We start from the raw sequence: 19,940 nt of genomic DNA, 5'->3' as shown, positions 1-19,940 counted from the left end.
AGAACTTGTTACCGCGTTTCTTCAATTTTCTCAATTACCGGCAGCACTTCGCTAGAACTGGCCCGATCGCCGTGCGTCTTGCTCACTTTGGCAAAGCGAACAATGCTCTTCTGGTCAATGACAAATGTCGCAGGGTAGGCAGTTTCCCGAGGGGCGAGCCACCGTAATCCGTACGCAAGGGTGAACTGGTAGTCAGGATCAATTACGAAAGTGAAGCCTTCTGGAAGGATCTTGTCGCCCCAGAATTCGCGAGCATGGTCCTCCAGACGATCTGCCGGCCCCGGATAAACGAAAATGACCCGTGCATGCAAAGCCTAAAACTGCTTCGCTTGGGCAAGAAAATCTCCAACCTGTCGCATACATATGGGGCACTGGTAACCCGGCCACCCGCGCAGAACAACCAGTACCACCGGGCCGTTGGCCAGTTGTTTCGAAAGTTGCACGGGGTTCCCGTCCAGAGTTTTCAAAGTGAAGTCCGAAGCTTTATCCCCGTCACGCGGAGGCAAAGACTTCTTGGCAAGCGAAGGCGGAGTTTGTGGACTCTCTGGCCCGAAAGCAGGGGCTGGCACGGCCCCTTCCCCAGCTAACACTGCCGAGCAGAAGACCGGCGCGGACAAGATGCTCAGGACCATCGCCGCTGCAAGTATTTGGTGAAGCATGGCTGCGTTCCTTTCTCGAACATGAAGCTCTCAGACTCAGAACGTCAAAACCCTGTAGTCTCCCTGCAGCATGTCTGTCAGGGGTCGGCCCATCGGTTTGACCTCGATTCCAAGACCGCGAAGCGTCTCAGTAACCCCGTAGGAGTCGGCACACACGATACAGGCCTGCACATAGACACCGTCCTGCATCATTGCCTTGACCTTGGCCTGGAGATCTTTATCTGCCGCCAAAAGCCGGGCGGACGGTCCCCAGACAATAAGCCGAACTTCTTCAAACCATTTGTTCGTGGCAGCCGCGTGCGCATACATCAAGCACACGCGGTGCGCAACATCCGGGTCACCACTGCTCCAAACAACCGCCAAACGCTTCGACCCTGGAACGGAATTGCTCACTGGCTCAGACCCATTCACCAGGATTGAAACCGCCCAGGCAGTAAGCGCGATCGAAATCGCGGCAACGAGAACAGGTAGTCGTAAGGTAAGCATACGATAGGCTCCCGACAATCTAACGGTTCGCTAACGGCTGTCCTAGATACCGAGCGAGGTATTGTCCCCGACGAACGCGCTGGGTTTCCCGGCCAATTTCGCCGCCACGGCCGCCAGGGCCAAACGCCTTCGAACACAGGGACACCGATCAAAGCCGCGAAGGCCTCGGTTTCATGAGTATCCTCCGGCGAGCGAGGTGACAGTCGTCCTGTGCACGGCAAATACATGGAACGTCCCCCGGCGGCACGAAGCTTCTGAGGTCGACCATGCCTAGCAGTACTGGGCTACGAGTGATCCCCAGGACCTGGCTTTGCCTTTCGGCTCTCTTAAAAAATCTTTTCGAATCTTCACCTCGTGACCGGCCTGAGAAAGATCTTCAGGGAATCCAGACATACTTTCAGCGGGCGTTCATTCTTTTGGAGCCGCGCCTGCATGATCCCCCCTCGATCGTCGAAACAATCACCTCCGCCAGGTCTTCAGCGGGAATGTCCGCCCGAAACTGCCCGGCTGCTTGTCCGGCCCGAATGACTTTAGCGAGGCGGCCAATCCACTCTTGAAACAATTCCGCCACAGACTCGGCAAAACGACTGTTTACGTCGCTCATCTCCAGAGCTGTGTTACCGAAAAGGCAGCCACCAGCGAACCGTTCGCTGCGATGTTTGTTCAACACGAAGTCGAAGAATTGCTCAAGGCTCTGAGCTGGTGTCGGCGCGGCCAGAAGCTCATCCAGCGTGGCCAAAAACCGTTTTTTAGCGCGTTCCAGCACCGCCAGTCCCAGATCATCCTTGCCGGGAAAGTAGTAGTAGAGGCTTCCTTTGGTGATGCCCACCGCAGCTAACTATTCCTGCAACGAGGTAGCGCGGAAGCCTTTCTGATGTACAAGCTTCGTCGCCTCATCGAGAATGCGTTGTTTAGTGAACTGCTCGGAATTCATATTCAGCTCTTGTCTACCGGTCGGTCGGTATACTATCGGTGGACAACGACCAGTCAAGGAAGAGATCCGCTCAAGAAGCGGTCTTTTTGAGCGGGCCTACTGTTCGGCTGTTCCGGTAAAGACGCCGAGCCAACGCACCGTCCTCCGTTTGATGGATGATCATGACGGACTCAAATGTATCACGTCACAAAGCCAGCGACCCAGCAGAGTGGGTCGATCAGTACGGCGACGTTCTTTTCCGCTTCGCCCTGTCTCGTCTGCGGGATCCGGATGCGGCCGAAGAGGTGGTTCAGGAAACCTTTGTGGCGGCGCTTCGTGCCCGCCATCAGTATTCTGGTGAGGGTTCAGAAAGGGCTTGGCTTACGGGAATTTGCAGACGAAAGATTGTAGACTGTATTCGCCGGCGTAACCGCCCGGACGCCGCAACGGGTGGAGAGCAGGACAACGACCCATCCGCGGAGTTCTTCGATGCAAAAGGAAACTGGCGATTTGATCCTCGGATCATGGGAGGTCGCCCCGAGGCCGCAATGGAACGCGAGGAGTTCTGGGAGGCGTTTCGGAGTTGTCTGAAGAGGTTGCCGCAGCGCCAGGCCGACGTCTTCATGCTCCGCGAGTTCGATGAACTGTCTGGAGATCAAATCTGTAAGGAACTTGGAATTACCTCGTCAAATCTTTGGGTCCTGCTCCATCGAGCCCGTCTCCGCCTGACGCGATGTATGAAGTTTCACCTCGAGAAATGGGGGCCCACTGACGATGCTTCGCTGCCGAGAGGTCTCCCGTTTGGTGTCCGAGTCGATGGAGCGTAACCTTCCATTACGCCAGCGGCTGCAGGTCTGGCTCCATCTCGCGATGTGCCGTCTGTGCGCCGGCTTTGCCCGACAACTGCGGTTTTTACGTCGCGCAATCCAAGAGAATTCTGAGCGACTAACGCAAGATCCGACTGCACCTGAGCCCACCCTTTCGGAAGAAGCCCGTGAACAGATCAAGGCTGCTTTGCGGGAAGGCCAAGTCTGACCTTCGTGTTGCAGCTTGTCCTCACTGTTTTTGATGTCGCTTGGGCGCCGGGTGGTGCCTCTTTGCGCCCTGCACCGCCGGGTCTTTGTGGCGACGATGCCCCTCGCTCACAAGGGCCACGCTTGACTAGGAAAAGCTTCTGCCACCACCTGCTCGAAAGTCTCCCGCGGCCTCCGCTTTCTCGTTTTTCGTAAAAGTCGTTTGTAAGAATTTCGGACACGGCGCGTCAATGTGACAGAGTTCGGGGGTCTGTGTGTCGAAGTGAACGCTATGTGATCCACTTTTGGAAGGAGTTCACAGTCATGCGAACTGTTTCCAAACTGACAACCGTACTATTCACTTTGGCCGGCTTAATGATTGCCGGGAAAGTTCCAGGTTCGGCCCAGAGCGGAAACAGGAATTATCCTCCCGCTGGATCGGCCACTAAGGCGATAGAACCCTCATCCGGTTCGACGAGCCGGATGGCTCCTCTGGCACTCGAAGGATACTGCCCGGTCAGCCTGCACACCGTGTACAAGTGGGTTAAAGGTGATCCGTCGATTCGAACCGTATTCGATGGACACACTTATTATTTCGCTAATGAACAGGGCAAACAGATGTTCCTGGCCGCTCCTGAGAAGTACGTCCCAGCTCTCGGAGGCGATTGTGTGGTGAGCCTTGTCAAGACGGGCAAACGAGTCCCGGGAAACATCCGTTATGCGGTGTTTCACGATGGACGACTCTTCCTGTGTGCGAACGCGGACGCCAAAAGCACTTTTCTGGCCGACCCCTCGGGGTATGTCGACGCAGATCTCGCTTACGGTGGGTATTGCGTGGTGTGCCGCGTCGGTATGCAGCAAATGGTTCGTGGCAGACCCGAGTTCATGGTGATCCATAACGGACTGCGCTACCTGTTCGCTTCTGCGGCGCAGCGGGACGAGTTTCTGGCGAACCCCAGCAAATACGAGGCCATTGGAACGTCATCGGCAAATGCCCCAGCCGGTTCCACAACTCGCCCCGTACTTACTCCGGGACCGTCCTCCCCGAACCCTGGTTCCGGTTCCGGAAGCCGTTAGAGGCTCGCCAACCCTGGGTAGGAAGATTGGAATGCGACAGTCTCAGGAGAATCGTTACATGCGCCACCTTACCTGGTTCGGTGCTGCCAGCCTTTTAGTTGTAACTCTGATGGTCCTTCTCACCTGCTCGCTTCAGGGGCCGCAAGTCGTGGTCGTTACCGGGAATGGAATAACCGCAGAAGCCGATACTAAAAATCATTCAATTGACGCTGTGGATCACAGTATTTGGGATCGACTGCTGCATAAGTACGTCGATGGCGACGGAATGGTCAACTACGCTGCCTGGAAGGCTTCTTCTGCAGACCGGACAGCGCTTCGCGACTACCTGGTATCGCTTGGCCAAGTGGACCCAGACGCGCCAGCAACGAAGGAGGGCAAGCTCGCATTTTGGATTAACGCGTACAACGCCTTGACTATCTACGGCATTCTTGACGTGTATCCGACCAGCAGCATCCGCAACCATACGGCAAGAGTCTTCGGTTACAACATCTGGAAGGACCTACTTTTGCCTGTTGGAAACAGAAAGTATTCGCTTGATGCGATCGAGCATCAAGTTCTGCGCAAACTAGGTGAGCCCCGCATCCATTTTGCAGTTGTGTGCGCCTCGAAAGGTTGTCCGCGCTTACGCAATGAGGCCTACACGCGGGAAAAGCTAGAAGAGCAGTTGGCTGACAATACTCGCGACTTTTTCGCTCGTCCGAAGAACCTGCAAGTCGATTTCGCTCATCGCGCAATCCAAGTGTCCGCAATTCTTCATTGGTTTGGACAGGACTTTGGTCCCACACCACGGGAGGCTCTTGCGAGCCTCGCCGCGTACCTCCCTAACGACGCAACCAGACGCCTCATCCTCAGCGGAGACTTTTCGGTTTCCTTCCTTGATTACGATTGGAGCCTGAACGAGCAATGAGAACTAGTTCCACAGTGCGAATTGTCGTCATTGGGGTAGTGCTTTTGGTGGTGCTTGCTACGGCCGTCGCTCTCCTGCCCGTCCGGGAAATTCTTATCTCGCTCCTGGGGAGAATTGAATCCGTCGGTGGCTGGGGACCGGTTCTGTTGGCGGGCGTTTATGCAGCAGCATGCGTGCTGTTTGTTCCCGGTTCCGTATTGACCCTAGGCGCAGGCTTTCTTTTCGGTGTCGTTCGCGGCACGATTGCAGTATCGGTGGGAAGTGTCGTTGGTGCAACTACAGCATTTCTGGTGGGACGCACGCTGCTGCGGGGATGGATCGAGAAACGGATTGCAGCCAATCCCCGCTACCAGGCAATTGACCGCGCAGTGGGAAAAGAGGGCTTCAAGATTGTGCTCCTGGTCCGCCTCTCGCCCGTCTTTCCGTTCAACCTCCTGAACTATGCCTTCGGCTTAACCAAGATCCCGCTGCCCCAATATGTTTTGGCATCATGGATCGGAATGCTACCGGGGACGCTGATGTACGTGTATCTGGGTTCTGCTCTCAAGAGTCTCGCTGAGGTGGCAGCCGGAACTCCCAGTGACGACCCATTACACACTGTTTCTTCGTGCTCAGTTTGGTGGTAACCATCATCGCGACAGTTGTGATCACTGGCGTGGCAAGGCGGGCGTTGAAGGATACCATCGCGGCGCAAACTGATCTACCGGAGCTGTTAGCCGAAAAGCCGGCTGCCTCTCTGCATGGGAATCCTTTTGGAGCTATTTCACATGAGCGTGCTTTCGGAGCTATCGAGGTCCCAAGAAGTGATGCAAAAACTCTTCCCGGACGACGTGCATAACCAGACGCTCGTAAAAATCGTTCGGCCTGCAGACTGGATTAGTCCTGATCCTGCCTCACGATACAATCTGGTCGTTCTCGGTGCGGGTACGGCCGGTTTGGTGGCCGCCGCTGGCGCGGCTGGGCTGGGAGCCCGGGTGGCTCTGGTGGAGCGTCATCTCTTAGGGGGCGACTGTCTCAACTATGGATGTGTGCCTTCGAAAGCGATCATCAGCGCTGCTCGGGTAACTGCTGCCGTTCGAGGCGCGGGCGAGTTCGGAGTTCGCGTGCCAGAGGGGTGGCAGGTGGACTTTTCTGCCGCGATGGAGCGGATGCGCCGGTTACGTGGCGGCATAAGTCGGCACGATTCGGCGGCCCGATTCCGCGATTTGGGCGTCGACGTCTTCTTTGGTGAAGGGCATTTTACGGGTCCCGACACGATCACCGTGGCGGGCCGAACACTCCGCTTCAGCAAGACGCTTATAGCCACTGGAACACGTGCGGCGGTCCCACCCATCCCGGGCCTCTCCCAGGTTCAGTACTTGACCAACGAATCCGTTTTTTCACTCACCGAGCTTCCCAAACGGATCGGGATCATTGGCGCGGGACCAATCGGATGCGAACTTGCCCAGACCTTTGCCAGATTCGGCTCGGAAGTGATTCTCGTCGAATCTGCTCACGGCATCCTCCCACGAGAGGAACCGGACGCTGCGGAGATTGTGAAGCGATCGCTTTTGCGGGACGGCGTCCGACTTCTCTGCTGTGCACGGAGCACGGAAGTACGTGAGCATGGCGACGAAGTACTTTTGCACGTCGAGTCTCACGGAGCAATTCACGAAGAGCTGGTTGACAAGCTTTTGGTAGCCGTGGGCCGTGTACCCAACGTGGAGAAGCTCAATCTCGAATCAGCGGACATCGCTTACGATCTCAAAGCAGGCGTTCATGTCGACGACCATCTCCGCACAACGAACCCGCGGGTCTTTGCGGTAGGGGACGTATGCTCCCAATATAAACTCACACACGCTGCCGACTTCATGGCCCGAATTGTGATTCCCAACGCCCTTTTCAAAGGGCGGGCTCGATTCAGCGCGCTGGTCGTCCCGTGGTGCACCTATACTTCGCCGGAAATTGCCCACGTGGGACTCTACCCCAAGGAGGCCGAGTTACGGGGCATTTCCATTGACACCTATGTCCAGGAGTTCAGCAACGTGGACCCTGCTGTGCTTGAAGGCGAAACCGAGGGATTTGTACGCATTCACACGAAGAAAGGAAGCGATCACATTGTCGGTGCGACAATTGTGGGGACCAATGCAGGGGAGCTGATTTGCGAGGTCGCACTGGCCATGGCGCACGGACTCGGACTGAAAAAGATTGCGGATACCATCCACCCCTATCCCACGCGGGCAGAGGCCATCCGCAAAGTTTGCGATAACTATAATCGGTCTCGCCTGACACCTTTTGTCAGGTGGTTGTTCCAGAAATGGTTTGCGTGGACCCGCTGAGGACAATCGCCTTGCTTTCCCAATTACATGATAGTTGACGTGTTACAACATGAATGAACGAACTACGACGACCAGTAAAATCCCGACTTGGTTAGCGCTGCTCGGGCAAGCGGGGACCGGACCCCATCGCGCCAGTAGAGCACCCTTTGGAAAGCTTAAAACGCTGCCAGCATGGCCCGGGAGTATTTCACGCACGACACGGCGCGCTCGGGCCTACCGCTGGGGCCAGAGCCAGCGTGCTGGCTTCGGCGACCATCGGCCATGCGTTCGGACCACCTCGATACGCGCGCAAGGTCCTGATCGTTCCCGTAAATTACCAAAGGAAATTTTGTTCCACTCTGGCACTCGATGCCGCATGACATTGCCTACTGCATCGCAAGGTGATGGCCGACGGTTCGATATCGCACCACGAGGCGTTCGATTCACAGAAGCTTGATCTGTCCCCGCTCCTGTCCATGTAAAACACATTTGCAACCTCAATTGTGGTTTCTCTGGCCGGAGGGCACTGGTGCCACTCGCTGCTCTTGCGGCCCTATTTGGCCACTTAATCTTCTGGCGTTAGGGTGGACTCTATTGGAGAGAAAAGCATGAAAACTGTGAACACAACAAGTTTGAATGGTGAAAGTACCGAAGCAGCAGTGCTCAGCCGGTACGCCTCAGCAGCCACTGTGAAAGAGTCGGCACTATGTTGTCCCCACTCCTATCCACGTGAATTGCTCGAGGTGATTCCAAAAGAGATTTTGGAAAAAGACTATGGTTGCGGCGATCCGACACCCTATGTGCGGGCGGTTGAAACAGTGGTCGATCTCGGCTCAGGAAGTGGCAAAGTGTGCTACATTCTCGCCCAAGTGGTCGGACCCAAGGGAAGGGTCATCGGAGTGGACTGCAACCGAGAGATGATCGACCTGGCCCGACGCTACCGCAGTATGGTAGCTTCGCGAATCGGATACGCGAATGTGGAGTTTCGGTATGGAATGATCCAGGATCTAGCGCTCGACCTGGAACTGCTGACGGACCAGACCCGCGGGCTCTGTATCAGCAACCCCGAAAACTGGTTGATGCTCGGGCAAATCGAAGATCGTTTGCGGCGCGAGCAGCCCGTGATCGCGGACAAATCGGTCGATTGCGTGGTTTCCAACTGTGTGCTGAATTTGGTCCGGCTTGAAGACCGGCGAAAGCTCTTCGCTGAGGTTTTTCGCGTCCTTGGGCCCGGTGGCCGGGCTGCTATCAGCGATATTGTTTCCGATGAGGACGTGCCGGAGCATCTCCAGAATGATCCCGAGCTTTGGTCCGGCTGCATTTCCGGAGCCTTCCGGGAAGACCAGTTCCTGAAGGCTTTCGAGGAAGCCGGGTTCTATGGCATTCACATCGCGGCTCGGCAGGCTGAACCATGGCGAACCATCGAAGGCATCGAGTTCCGTTCAGCGACCGTTGTCGCTTACAAGGGGAAGGAAGAACCATGTTGGGAGCGGAACCAAGCGGTAATTTACCGCGGACCATTTAAGAAAGTCGAGGATGACAACGGCCATGTTTATTACCGCGGTGAACGGATGGCCGTCTGCGACAAGACTTTTCAGATACTGCGTAAAGAACCCTATGGCGAGCATTTTGAATTCATCGAACCGCGCGAACCAGTGGGCAGCGAAGCCCAGCCGTTCGATTGCAGCCGTCCTCGACATCGCCACCCACGAGAAACGAAAGGATACGAGTATCATGTCACCACCGAGGTCTCTCATACCTGTACAGATGGCCGATGTTGCTGAAAGCGAGTTACTCTACGTGAGAAAAGCGACGATCCGACTTGGCTCTTCACTACCCGGGGTGAACCTCGCGGGTATATCGAATCCAACGGGTTGGCAGAGTTGTGGTTCCACACGGGAGCGAACTGCAACCTTTCCTGCCCATTCTGTCTCGAAGGATCCAAGCCCCGTGATCGACGCATTGAGTTTATCACCCTTGAGGATGTGAAACCGTTTATCGCTGAAGCTGTTGCGTTACGCGTCAAAAAGTTCTCTTTCACAGGAGGTGAACCTTTTGTAAACCCATGGTTCCTGAAGATCCTGGACTACGCTCTGGACTACCGCCCATGCTTTGTGCTGACCAACGGCACCGAGCCTCTTCTCAACCGCATGAAAGAGGTCATTCAATTCAGACAAAAGCTCCACGCATTGGCTTTTCGCATCAGCCTGGATTATCCGGACCCGGCCAAGCATGACGCCTCGCGCGGGGAAGGGAATTTCCGGAAGGCGCTTCGTGCACTCGGGTTGCTCCACACGGAAGGCTTTGCCGTGTCCATCGCCCGGTTGATGCAGCCCAATGAAGATGCTGACGCGGTTAATGGTAGCTACGCGCCTTTTCTGAAAGAGGCGGGACTTCCACCGAACATACCGATCGTGAAATTCCCGAACTTTCTGACCCCCAACTCCATCGCTACCGCCCCAGAGGTCACCGAGCAATGTATGACAACTTACACAATGCCCGAACAGCGTGCACGATTCATGTGTAGCTTCAGCCGCATGGTTGTCAAGAAGCAGGGGCGGTACAGGGTTTACGCTTGCACACTTGTGGACGACGACCAGGATTTCGAGCTAGGCGATACGCTTCGGGAAAGTCTTGGCGTTCGAGTCCGCCTGAAGCACCACCGTTGCTACTCGTGTTTCGCTTGTGGCTCGAGCTTTAGTGAAGGGACGTAGAGATGACGCTCGCCATCCTGGTGATCGTAGTTCTCGGACTCGCGTACGCCAACGGCGGGAACGACAATTTCAAGGGTGTGGCGACGTTGTTCGGAAGCGGAACCACGGATTACCGTCGGGCGCTAGCTTGGGCCATGGCGACAACGTTTGCAGGTTCGTTGACCGTGGTGTTGCTGGCAGGGCACCTGCTGAAGAGCTTTAGCATGCACGGACTCGTTGATGATAGCCTCGTGAGCAACCCTCGATACGTCGGGGCGGTGGCCCTCGGTGCTGGGATGACGGTCCTCCTCGCCACCAGAGCAGGAATGCCGATCTAAACCACGCACAGCCTGATTGGGGCGCTGGTTGGGGCCGGATGGGCAGCTGGGGCCACATTCCACGCTCATAAACTCGACCTCTATTTCCTCGCGCCCCTGCTCGGCAGTCCCTTTCTTGCGATCGCAGCGACGGCGCTTTGTTACCCGCTGCTTCACCACACGCGGCAACGTATCGAAGTGACCGAACACACCTGCCTGTGCGTCGGCCAGCACACCTGCGAGGTCGTACTGGCAGCCTCGCAAGCGGCCGTCTTGCAGCGGGCCGCGCAACTCAGCATCAGCCTGGGAGACAGGGTGGTCTGCCGAAGTCGCTATCACGGACAAATCCTTGGCGTCGAGGCGTCGGCTGTCCTCGACAACCTGCATTACCTCTCTGCTGGAGCGGTCAGCTTCGCACGAGGACTGAACGATACTCCGAAAATTGCTGGACTGCTGCTCGTTGCCCCGCTTTTCCACGGTACCGTTGCCACGATGGTGGTCGCCTTATCGATGGCCCTTGGAGGAATCCTGAATGCTCGCCGGGTCGCCGAGGTGATGAGCTGGAAAATCACTCCCATGAACCACGGTGAGGGCTTTGTCGCCAATCTTGTGACCAGTGCTATCGTCCTTGGGGCCAGCCGCTTCGGAATGCCGGTCTCCACGACGCATGTCTCGTGTGGGGCTCTTTTCGGTATCGGCTTGTTCACGCGCCAGGCTCACCTGCGCATGATCGCCGCAATTCTTTCGTCTTGGATCACAACGTTTCCCATAGCCGCACTTCTGGGTGCGGCAAGTTACCGTATACTCGTTTCGATTTGAGCCCACAGCACCGCATGATCTCACGACGCCTGATCATCTTCACGCGATTCCCCGAGCCTTACAAGGCAAAGACCCGGCTTATCCCAGCGTTAGGTGCCGAAGGGGCCGCCCGGCTGCATCGCGAGTTAACATGTCACACTCTTGCCTGCGTTCGGGAATTGGCTAGAAATTTTCCTGTAGCAACGGCGGTCCGATTCGAGGGAGGCACCTCGGAGCGCATGGCCGCTATCTTCGGAAATAGTTTCCCGTATCGTCGCCAGGGAGAGGGTGACCTCGGCCGGCGCCTGGATCGTGCCTTTGCCGAGGCATTCTCCGGGGGTGCGCAGCGAGTCATCATCGTTGGAATCGACTGTCCAGAAATGACACCCCAACTGGTTCGCGAAGCCTTCGACAGCCTCGCGGAGCACGACATTGTACTCAGGCCGGCCGCCGACGGCGGATATTATTCGATTGGCCTGAGATTTCAGGTGTCCCAACTCTTCACGGAGATTTCCTGGGGGACCGAAGCGGTTCTCACAGAGACGCTGCGCGAGGCCAGGCAGCTTTCCCTGAAAGTGTACCAGCTCAAGACGCTCTCCGACGTGGACAGGCCGGAGGACCTGGCCATATGGTATCGAGTTCGAGCCTCCAGCCAAACCAATGCCACCCCGCCAATCTCCGTGATTGTCCCAACGTTAAATGAGTCGGCAGACCTCCCCATTTACTGGCAAGCTTGAAAGGTGCAAGGAACGTCGAGACCATTGTAGTCGATGGCGGAAGCACAGATGGTACTGTGGAGATCGCGAAACAGACGGAGTGCTGTGTCCTCCGTTCATCTCCTGGGTGGGCCCGCCAAATGAACGCCGGGGCGAAAGCTGCGAGCGGCGATATCCTTTTGTTCCTCCACGCCGACAGTCGATTGCCCCAGAATTTTGACAAAGATGTTCGGCGGGTGATTGAACAACCGCTGATGATCGCGGGAGCCTTTCGGCTCCGTATCGACGGCCCTGGGAGGACTTTGCGGTTGATTGAATGGGGAGCGAACCTTCGTGCGCGATTGCTGCGAATGCCCTACGGCGACCAGGGCCTGTTCCTAAACTCCGAAACTTTCGACGCCACAGGAGGATTTCCCGATCTGCCAATCATGGAAGACTTCGTGATGGTCCGCCGTTTGCAGCGGCGAGGCCGGATCGCCATCATTCCGTCCACCCTCACCACATCGGCCCGTCGCTGGGAGGCAATTGGACCCTGGCGGACCACCTGGATCAACCAGCTCGTGGTGGCCGGCTATTACTTTGGAGTCCCGCCCGATCGACTGGCTTGCTGGTACCATATTGAACGCCACCACTCGCCTCGCTGATGGGGCATCCTTAGCAATCATCTTAGGAACTGGCTTTCCACACTCATGGCTGCATTCCGTTCCAAACCGCTATGTTTCGAGCTTTCCTCAAGGTCAGCTTCAGTTCTCGCACAGTACCGATTCCAACAGTCCTGCCTTTTCAGGATCGTCCGAGCCGCGGGCACTCGGTAGCAGACGACGCACCCCTGATCGCGAGCCTTCGCGAACTTACCTGCCACTTTTACTTTGCGGCTCCCTTTTTCGCACCGAAAACAGGATAGCAATACTGAGAACTCACTGTTTTTGTAAGCATTTTTTCTGCCGGTTCCGCGGCTAAAGAATGGCAGGAGGAGGGTAGGGGAGACGTGTTCGCGCTTCAAATCAGCCAATGCACCAACAGCCCACTGGCGGGGAGCTCCTCTCCTGTCCCCATAATGGAGCACCTTCCAGGCTCTAACACGTTTTCCAAAGCGGTCCGGTATTTTCGCTTGGAAGAGGTTGAAGACTAGACGTGAAACGCGGGTCCCTCCGAAAAGATCCGGTTGTTGTACCCGATGATTGTCACCCTGACAGCGATCGGAGAGGGCTATCCAAAACCCGCAAGGTTCGCGTTTTTCGCGGATCGATGACCTCTCCATGGAAGGAACGCTACGGATCCGCAAAACACTGCCCCGGGGCGCTTCCCAGCTGAAATCGAACCGCTTTCCACCGCTTGGCCAAAGCAATCACCTCGGTTTTTCGGCCACCGGCTTCGCGCCTTTGCTCGGTTTCTTAAGTCACACCTTCGCCGAAACGCTTCGCGAGGCCAACGCTGCCGTCCTTCTCGTGCGAGATACCTTAAGGTGAGCGAATCTCGATTCGTCGGATGCTCCGTACGGGGCGTCCGTCATCATCGGTGAGTTCCGCCACTATGTAAAATATCCCCGGTTGTGAAGGTAACCGAACGGGCACGGTGAAAGTCTGGCGATCCACGGGCTCCAGTCGGCAGGATCGCTCCGCCACCACGGGAGCTAGTTTTTCGGCTCCATCCTGAAAACCATTTTCGGGTACAAGAGCCAGACGAACCGTTCCCGACCAATTCTGCCACCGGTCATTGAGAAGTACGACTGGCACCTCAATGCTAGCTCCGGCAGCCACCTCTTCATTCCAGAAGTCGAGAATAGCGATTACCGGTGAAAATGCATCCCCAACACGACGGACAAAGTGCGGCTCCAAAATCAGATTGTGCAGGTCAACGAAGTTATCGCTCGTTTCGCCATCCGGGCGAGAATAGCCCAACCCACAAAAGTGCATGACTCCCGCGACTTGCCGACCGGCGCGCCAGAACTCCGTCATGGCGGCAATCGTGTAGGCATAAAACTTCCGGCGTTCCTCGGCCGAAGCATCGGGACCCAACAACGCTTCATAGTTTGCTCGAGAAAGCGTCGTGGGAGTCCCGTCCCGATTGAGCCACAGCCAGCCATACTCGTTGATAATGACGGGATTATCACCCGAATTCAGTAGCGGATTTCCCCCCAGGCCACCTTCTACGTCCGGCCGTTTTGGTTTGCCGGCCAATTGACTGAGACGAAATTTCGAGGGTTGATTCTTACCTTTTGGGCTAAAAAACGGGTAGGGGTGCGATTCGAACACGTCGAGCGGATCTTGAGGGGCCGCCCAACCGTTGTCCCAGGGCCTTCCTGACCGGTCCAAATGCCGTACCGCGCGGATGGCTGCGCCCGTCTCTTCGGTCCGCGTTTCATTCTGGGCATCCCAAATGACCACAGAGGGATGATTCCATCGTTCGCGCATCCATGCTGCGTACTCTCGGGCAAGCTCCTCCCTCCCCAGTTCTTTCGGCCACTGACTCAGATACCAAATTGGGAATTCGTCCTGAATAAGCAACCCGACTTCATCGGCGATGTCATACCATTTTTCGGGCGGAAAGCCGATGCAATACCGGGCAGAATTCCAATGCATCATGCGAAACGTTTGGTGTAATCGCCGCACCCAGTCTTCCTTCCACGGTAGATCGCCTCTTGCGGGATCTTCGAAAAACCGATAGATACACACATTCGTTCCTCTCAGCGGGTAAATCCGGCCGTTAAGCACGGCCATTTTCGTCTGGGGATCAAACCGAAACTCCCGCATACCGAACCGAAAACGGGTGGTATCACCGGAGGTAGAAACGACCGCTTCGTAGAGGAAAGGATCCTCGGGAGTCCAAAGATGACACTCAGGGATGGAAACCGACAATTCAACTTCCTTCTTTTCACCGGGCGTCAGGTGAACGATGGGCGATTTTTGCTCTGCCACCACATGACCCGATCGTGCTTCGCGGATCGTGCACTCAACAACGGTGTCCATGGCCTCCTTCTCCGGGCCAAGGGTAACATACAGCCGCACGCACTCGTGGCGGAGGTCGGGCACCGCCTGGACGTACAGAATTTCCGGTTTTCCGGAAAGGATAAGCTGAACAGAATCGTAAATCCCCGGAATATAACGGACCTTTTCAAAATCCCAACCATCCGGAATGCCGGGCGGTAAGGCACGGCGATGAGCACCCACCCGGATGACCAGTACGTTCTCTTCTGTTCCACCTTTGATAAACGAAGTCACGTCAAACACAGCCGGAGTGAAACTCGGCAGATGCTCTCCGACCAACTCGCCGTTCAGATACACCCGCATTCCGTAACACGCTTTGTTGATCTTCAAGCGGACAAGAGGTGGAACCTCGCCCTCCAGACGAAAGTTCCGGCGATACCAGAACGCTTCGCGATACCGCCAACTTTCCTCTGTACCAACCTCCTGGAATTGAGGCTCCGCCAAATCGACCAGGCCGGGAACAGGCACTCGGGCGCGAAAATCATTGGGCACGGTGTCCATTCGTCCCTCGGCGAGTTCCCAAATGCCATCCAGAGAGATCGTTTGTCGGTGATTTTTCTCTTCTGCCCCCGCGCCACTGGAAAGCACCAACCAGCCTGCCAAAACAAGTACTCGGCACAAAATGGACACCAAGCGCAGCCGTTCCATAGTCGGGCTCCTTGTCAGCCGCGTTGTTTCGATCGATCTTTTGCCCGCGCAGGTAGGCTTTTCGACGCTCCGATGGTTTATAAAGTCGCGCTGGGCGTGTGTCAACAAACGTCACAATTTCAGATGAGAGTATGTGCCATTTTCGCGTCACCCTATTGCGAGTCATGCCAGGTTCAAAAACGTGGAAATTCGATCGTAACCCCCAATTGGATCAAACGGTTTTCGCAACTTCTCCTTCAAATCTTCCGCGACACGCCGAGGTGTCAACCTCGGTGACCGTTGCTGACCCCCTGGCGTTCCGCGTGGAGATTCACCACAATGGCCCTTTGATCGTAGGGAACGGCTTAACTTCATACAGGTTGTGAGCAATCAGACTGACGAAATCGCTGTATCTCGAACCGAGGAGCACGACGCCGATGATGCCCAACCAAACCACAAAGGCATATGAACTTGCCCGAGAGCGCTACGCTGAATGGGGAGTCGATACAGAAAAAGCGATACAAACGCTGACTTCCGTTTCTATCTCCATGCAATGCTGGCAGGGAGACGACGTGGGTGGATTTGAAAGCCCTCAGGGACTGACAGGTGGGGGCATCCTGGCCACGGGCTCCTATCCTGGCAAGCCCCGCACACCGGACGAACTCCGCGCAGATGCGGATATGGCCTTTCGGCTGATCCCCGGTAAACACCGCTTCAATTTGCACGCGATTTACCTGGATTCAGGTGGAAAAAAGGTCGAACGCGACGAAATCGAGCCGGCGCACTTCCAGGCATGGGTGGACTGGGCAGCCGAACGTGGGATAGGACTGGACTTCAATCCCACTTTTTTCTCTCATCCGCTGGCAGCAAGTGGTTTCACGCTCACCCATACCGATGACGGAATTCGCCGGTTCTGGGTACGGCACGGCCAGGCGTGCCGGCGTATCGGCTCGTATTTCGGTCGTCAACTGGGAAAGGTGTGCGTGACAAATATCTGGATTCCTGACGGTATGAAGGATCTTCCGGTTGATCGAAAGGGCCCCCGAGAACGGCTCATCCAGTCGCTCGATGAAATCCTGTCGGAGCAAATCGACTCGGCGTTCCATCGTGATGCGGTGGAAGGGAAATTATTTGGTATTGGCTCCGAGGCCTACGTTGCCGGGTCGCACGAATTTTATCTGGGTTACGCCATCACACGAAAAACCCTTCTCTGTTTGGACTCAGGGCACTTCCATCCCACAGAGACGATCGCTGATAAGATATCCGCCGTGCTATTTTATCTTGAGGGTCTCCTCCTGCATGTCAGTCGCGGTATTCGCTGGGACAGTGATCACGTGGTGTTGTTCAACGACGACGTGCGTGCCATCGCTGAGGAACTGGTTCGTGGGCAGTACCTCGACAGAGTATTCATCGGATTGGACTTTTTCGATGCGAGCATCAATCGGTTGGCAGCCTGGGTGATTGGCATGCGAAGTATGCTCAAGGCACTGCTCTGGGCCCTGCTGGAACCCTTGTCAGCCTTAAAGCACGCCGAGGCCGAAGGTGACTACACAGCACGACTGGCCCTTTTGGAAGCCGAAAAGACGGCCCCTTTCGCCGCTGTTTGGGAAGAATACTGTGCTCGGCACGATGTTCCCCGGGACGATCAGGTCATCAACGAGGTCCGACGCTACGAGCAGGAAGTTTTCCCCAAGCGCCAGGGTTGAGCTTGCGATTGGTGGTCGGCTGCCAGGAACTATTGGGAAGCGTCGCGACATTCTTTTACATTCTTTTACGTGTCACAGGGCGCGTCATAACTTCACATGTCAATGGTCTTTTTGCGTTTGCCTATGAGCTACCCCTTAGCAGAGAACCAGACCACCGGAAGAGATGCTGAGTCCCAAGTACCGCTCGATCAAACAATCGATCTTGGTACTTGACAGGCTTTGCAATGACGGTGCATACTGTGACAAGTCGCTGGTGATTCTTTATCGGTTCCTCGTCGTCATCTACGGGTGTCTTGGGCATGGCTACTAAAGAAGACGCAACTCGCAAAAAAGAATCAATCTTTGCTCGACTTGACAAGCTCAACGAATTTGAGAGGCGTCCTGTAACGCCGGACAAACTTCAAAGTGGGCGATATTTCGCCGGTCTTTATGCAGGGGAACACGTTGCGGCTACCGAATTTGTGATCGGGGCGCTGTTCGTGATTTGGGGCGCCCGCACCTTCGACGTGGTCGTTGGTCTTTTACTGGGAAACGTTCTGGCTGTGCTTTCCTGGACGCTTGTTTGTGCGCCGATCGCCGTCCAGACGCGTTTGACGCTCTACTGGTACTTTCGGCAGATTGGAGGTCCCGTCTTAACGGTCATTTATAACCTTCTTAACGCTGTTCTGTATTGCATTCTGGCGGGATGCATGATCACAGTTGCGGCTTCGGCGGTGCGAATTCCGTTCGGGATTCCTCCGCAAACAGGTTGGCTGCCACAGGATCCCCTATTCGTCGTGGTGGTTATCGGGGTGGGAGCCGTGGTCGTCACGCTTGCCATTCTCGGGTTCAAGCGGCTTTCCCAGTTCGCCGTGGTGTGTTCACCCTGGATGCTACTGATGTTTGTATGCGGAGCACTCATGACGCTCCCTTCAGTCGGCCATGTTTCCAACTGGAAAACCTTGTGGAACGTTGCCGAGGAGCGAATTTGGAGTGGGCCAGGCCCATCAGTTGCCGTTGTCAGGCGTGAGGGAAGCCAAATCGTCCTGGAGCTAGAGAATGTCAAAGGACGTCTGCAGGTTCTTAAAGAGGCAACTGGTGTGGGAGCCGCTGCCGAGACCGATCCTACGCAGGTCCCACTCCCTGGTTTCTTCCTGGCATCCACAGCTTCTCCGGAACCGAAGGATTTTGTTGCGGCAGAAGCCCGACTGGAATGCATCTACGGGAAACTCGAAGAACAACCCGCGTCGGACGGAGACACAAAAGAGGGATTACAAAAGATACGAGAAACCGACTCTCTATCGGGACAGTATGGTGATGCTTCCGCGGTCAGTGCAGTCACAGCCGCTGCTACATCGATTGCGGAACAGCCCACAGATGGTGCATCAGCGGAACAGGCTCAGCCGCAGCGAGGTGGCCGCTCTCAAGGAGGTGCGAATGGCCAGAGGGCAGGGGGTGGCAGCGGGGGCTTCATGCCACCGGTGGCTCCTGTGGTCGAGGTGCCGCCAAAACCGCCTATTCTCGGGTACCGCATCCGCGTCGAAAGTAAGTCGGTACCGCAACCTGCTGCTGTCAAATATGTGATGCCCAAAAGCCGCGGGGGTGTCGTCTGCAATGAGAATTTTGTCCCTCTGCAAAGTTTTCAGGCGGCCATTAACAGTCAGCATTTGAGCGCGCGATCTCCCATCGGATTCTGGCATATTGTGTTCTTTGCCTGGATCTGCAATCTCGCCATGCATCTGGGACTTTCGGACATGGCGATCTTCCGCTATGCGAAAAGTGCGTGGTATGGCCTGTATTCGGCGTTTGGGATGTTTCTCGGACATTATCTGGCCTGGATATGTGCCGGTATCATGGGGGCGGCAGCCGCCCGAGCTTTCATGCAACCCCTAATGCAATTGGATTCCGGTCAGGTTGCCTACTTCTCCCTCGGATGGGCAGGGGCCCTGGCGGTCATCATCGCGGGATGGACAACCGCTAATCCAACCCTTTATCGCGCTGGACTGGCCCTGCAGGTGATCACTCCTAATTGGCCCCGTTGGTTGGTGACATTTCTGGCCGGAACAATTACGACGGCCATCGCCTGTTTCCCGTTTGTATTTCTCTACCTCTTGGATTTTGTCGGAATTTACGGCATCCTTCTCCTGCCTGTTGGGACGATTGTCGTGGTAGAACACTGGCTGTTTCCCATTCTGGGATGGCAGAAATTCTGGTCGAACCAGAGGGGGCAGTTACTCAATCTGGCAGCCCTTATCGCGTGGGCTGTAGGGCTGGGATTGGCGCTCGTACTTTGGAAGATGCAATGGCTTCATTTGTTTTTCCTTGTCGTCCCAGTGTGGCTTGCCACGGCCATCACGTACATTATTCTTGCGGCACTGATGGGAGCTTCAAAAAGGCAAGAGGCATCAGGGCAATCTGAACCGCTCCCTTCAGAACCCGAATCCGCAGTTCCAGGAACAATTGAGGCTCCGACTCCAGCAGCGTCATCCGCGGAACCTGCCAAAAAAGGGATTGGGGAAAGTCGTTTTCTTATGGCCATTTTTGGCCTTGCAGCATTGTTATGCTTGGTAGCAAGTTTGACTTTCGCCTGGTTTGTATTTGCCGGATATATGTCCGCTGACAAGGTGAAACCAACATTGCTCTATCTGGCTCTTGCCTACTTTGTTACGGGGGTGCTTTACCTCAACTATCGCGAGCGGCTGCAAACTGCGCGGCAACCCGGATAACAGGTTTCTCCCAAAAGCCCGCGATAAGCGTAAAATGCG

Annotated in this window: 15 protein-coding genes and 2 pseudogenes; 13 read left to right on the top strand and 4 right to left on the bottom strand. The window is 55.8% G+C overall.

Going from position 1 to position 19,940, the window contains the following annotated elements; all coding sequences use genetic code 11:
- Positions 1-8: 8 nt before the first annotated feature.
- From ABJK56_RS12680 to ABJK56_RS12670, 3 genes and pseudogenes are all read right to left on the bottom strand, one after another.
- Positions 9-632: pseudogene (locus ABJK56_RS12680) on the bottom strand (peroxiredoxin family protein).
- 63 nt (positions 633-695) lie between these two features.
- A complete protein-coding gene (locus tag ABJK56_RS12675) occupies positions 696-1,145 on the bottom strand; it encodes a DsrE family protein (protein ID WP_347245034.1) in 450 nt (149 codons plus the stop codon).
- A gap of 397 nt (positions 1,146-1,542) precedes the next feature.
- Positions 1,543-1,974: a TetR family transcriptional regulator C-terminal domain-containing protein gene (locus ABJK56_RS12670; protein ID WP_347245033.1), complete on the bottom strand. Its 432-nt coding sequence runs from the start codon at positions 1,972-1,974 to the stop codon at positions 1,543-1,545.
- Between the two features lie 266 nt (positions 1,975-2,240).
- On the opposite strand from ABJK56_RS12670, the gene ABJK56_RS12665 reads away from it, so the two are divergent.
- The 11 genes and pseudogenes from ABJK56_RS12665 to ABJK56_RS12615 all read left to right on the top strand — a co-directional run bounded on the left by ABJK56_RS12665 (position 2,241) and on the right by ABJK56_RS12615 (position 12,520).
- Positions 2,241-2,885 (top strand): sigma-70 family RNA polymerase sigma factor, encoded by a 645-nt coding sequence (locus tag ABJK56_RS12665; RefSeq protein ID WP_347245032.1) that lies wholly within the window; start codon positions 2,241-2,243, stop codon positions 2,883-2,885.
- On the top strand, positions 2,875-3,093 hold the full coding sequence (locus tag ABJK56_RS12660; protein WP_347245031.1) for a hypothetical protein: 219 nt from the start codon (positions 2,875-2,877) through the stop codon (positions 3,091-3,093). The genes ABJK56_RS12665 and ABJK56_RS12660 overlap by 11 nt, the downstream gene beginning before the upstream one ends.
- Positions 3,094-3,395: 302 nt before the next feature.
- A complete protein-coding gene (locus ABJK56_RS12655; RefSeq protein ID WP_347245030.1) occupies positions 3,396-4,148 on the top strand; it encodes a hypothetical protein in 753 nt (250 codons plus the stop codon).
- 31 nt (positions 4,149-4,179) lie between these two features.
- Entirely contained in the window at positions 4,180-5,055 is an 876-nt protein-coding gene (locus ABJK56_RS12650; RefSeq protein WP_347245029.1) for a DUF547 domain-containing protein, read from the top strand.
- On the top strand, positions 5,052-5,681 hold the full coding sequence (locus ABJK56_RS12645; RefSeq protein WP_347245028.1) for a TVP38/TMEM64 family protein: 630 nt from the start codon (positions 5,052-5,054) through the stop codon (positions 5,679-5,681). Before ABJK56_RS12650 ends, ABJK56_RS12645 begins: the two co-directional genes overlap by 4 nt.
- Before the next feature lie 141 nt (positions 5,682-5,822).
- Positions 5,823-7,373, top strand: a complete 1,551-nt coding sequence (locus ABJK56_RS12640) for a mercuric reductase (RefSeq protein ID WP_347245027.1) — start codon at positions 5,823-5,825, stop codon at positions 7,371-7,373.
- 587 nt (positions 7,374-7,960) lie between these two features.
- A complete protein-coding gene (locus tag ABJK56_RS12635; protein ID WP_347245026.1) occupies positions 7,961-9,136 on the top strand; it encodes a methyltransferase domain-containing protein in 1,176 nt (391 codons plus the stop codon).
- Between the two features lie 90 nt (positions 9,137-9,226).
- Positions 9,227-10,066, top strand: coding sequence for a radical SAM protein (locus tag ABJK56_RS12630; RefSeq protein WP_347245025.1), 840 nt, complete (start codon positions 9,227-9,229; stop codon positions 10,064-10,066).
- Positions 10,067-10,068: 2 nt separating this feature from the next.
- Positions 10,069-11,181 (top strand): annotated as a pseudogene (locus ABJK56_RS12625) (inorganic phosphate transporter).
- Between the two features lie 14 nt (positions 11,182-11,195).
- A complete protein-coding gene (locus tag ABJK56_RS12620; RefSeq protein WP_347245024.1) occupies positions 11,196-11,897 on the top strand; it encodes a TIGR04282 family arsenosugar biosynthesis glycosyltransferase in 702 nt (233 codons plus the stop codon).
- Positions 11,894-12,520: a TIGR04283 family arsenosugar biosynthesis glycosyltransferase gene (locus ABJK56_RS12615; RefSeq protein ID WP_347245023.1), complete on the top strand. Its 627-nt coding sequence runs from the start codon at positions 11,894-11,896 to the stop codon at positions 12,518-12,520. The genes ABJK56_RS12620 and ABJK56_RS12615 overlap by 4 nt, the downstream gene beginning before the upstream one ends.
- A gap of 816 nt (positions 12,521-13,336) precedes the next feature.
- Here ABJK56_RS12615 and ABJK56_RS12610 read toward each other — a convergent pair.
- The gene (locus tag ABJK56_RS12610) at positions 13,337-15,511 is read right to left on the bottom strand and encodes a glycoside hydrolase family 2 TIM barrel-domain containing protein (RefSeq protein ID WP_347245022.1); all 2,175 of its coding nucleotides are present in this window, start codon (positions 15,509-15,511) and stop codon (positions 13,337-13,339) included.
- Positions 15,512-15,927: 416 nt separating this feature from the next.
- Here ABJK56_RS12610 and ABJK56_RS12605 point away from each other — a divergent pair, with 416 nt between their 5' ends.
- Together ABJK56_RS12605 and ABJK56_RS12600 are read left to right on the top strand one after the other, a co-directional pair.
- Positions 15,928-17,196, top strand: a complete 1,269-nt coding sequence (locus ABJK56_RS12605; RefSeq protein WP_347245021.1) for an L-rhamnose isomerase — start codon at positions 15,928-15,930, stop codon at positions 17,194-17,196.
- Between the two features lie 299 nt (positions 17,197-17,495).
- A complete protein-coding gene (locus ABJK56_RS12600) occupies positions 17,496-19,901 on the top strand; it encodes a hypothetical protein (RefSeq protein ID WP_347245020.1) in 2,406 nt (801 codons plus the stop codon).
- The last annotated feature ends 39 nt before the right edge of the window (positions 19,902-19,940 follow it).

This window comes from Thermogutta sp., from assembly GCF_039793925.1.
In the GTDB taxonomy this organism is placed as follows: Bacteria; Planctomycetota; Planctomycetia; order Pirellulales; family Thermoguttaceae; genus Thermogutta.
Note: the sequence above shows the minus strand (reverse complement) of the source record. Positions and strands in the feature narration are given on the sequence as shown.

What these genes read in the sequence shown, in the direction of transcription:
- ABJK56_RS12675 (WP_347245034.1), bottom strand. Translation starts at nt 1,145, where the DNA reads ATGCTTACCTTACGACTACCTGTTCTCGTTGCCGCGATTTCGATCGCG.
- ABJK56_RS12665 (WP_347245032.1), top strand. Translation starts at nt 2,241, where the DNA reads ATGACGGACTCAAATGTATCACGTCACAAAGCCAGCGACCCAGCAGAG.
- ABJK56_RS12660 (WP_347245031.1), top strand. Translation starts at nt 2,875, where the DNA reads ATGGAGCGTAACCTTCCATTACGCCAGCGGCTGCAGGTCTGGCTCCAT.
- ABJK56_RS12655 (WP_347245030.1), top strand. Translation starts at nt 3,396, where the DNA reads ATGCGAACTGTTTCCAAACTGACAACCGTACTATTCACTTTGGCCGGC.
- ABJK56_RS12650 (WP_347245029.1), top strand. Translation starts at nt 4,180, where the DNA reads ATGCGACAGTCTCAGGAGAATCGTTACATGCGCCACCTTACCTGGTTC.
- ABJK56_RS12645 (WP_347245028.1), top strand. Translation starts at nt 5,052, where the DNA reads ATGAGAACTAGTTCCACAGTGCGAATTGTCGTCATTGGGGTAGTGCTT.
- ABJK56_RS12640 (WP_347245027.1), top strand. Translation starts at nt 5,823, where the DNA reads ATGAGCGTGCTTTCGGAGCTATCGAGGTCCCAAGAAGTGATGCAAAAA.
- ABJK56_RS12635 (WP_347245026.1), top strand. Translation starts at nt 7,961, where the DNA reads ATGAAAACTGTGAACACAACAAGTTTGAATGGTGAAAGTACCGAAGCA.
- ABJK56_RS12620 (WP_347245024.1), top strand. Translation starts at nt 11,196, where the DNA reads ATGATCTCACGACGCCTGATCATCTTCACGCGATTCCCCGAGCCTTAC.
- ABJK56_RS12610 (WP_347245022.1), bottom strand. Translation starts at nt 15,511, where the DNA reads ATGGAACGGCTGCGCTTGGTGTCCATTTTGTGCCGAGTACTTGTTTTG.
- ABJK56_RS12605 (WP_347245021.1), top strand. Translation starts at nt 15,928, where the DNA reads ATGATGCCCAACCAAACCACAAAGGCATATGAACTTGCCCGAGAGCGC.
- ABJK56_RS12600 (WP_347245020.1), top strand. Translation starts at nt 17,496, where the DNA reads ATGGCTACTAAAGAAGACGCAACTCGCAAAAAAGAATCAATCTTTGCT.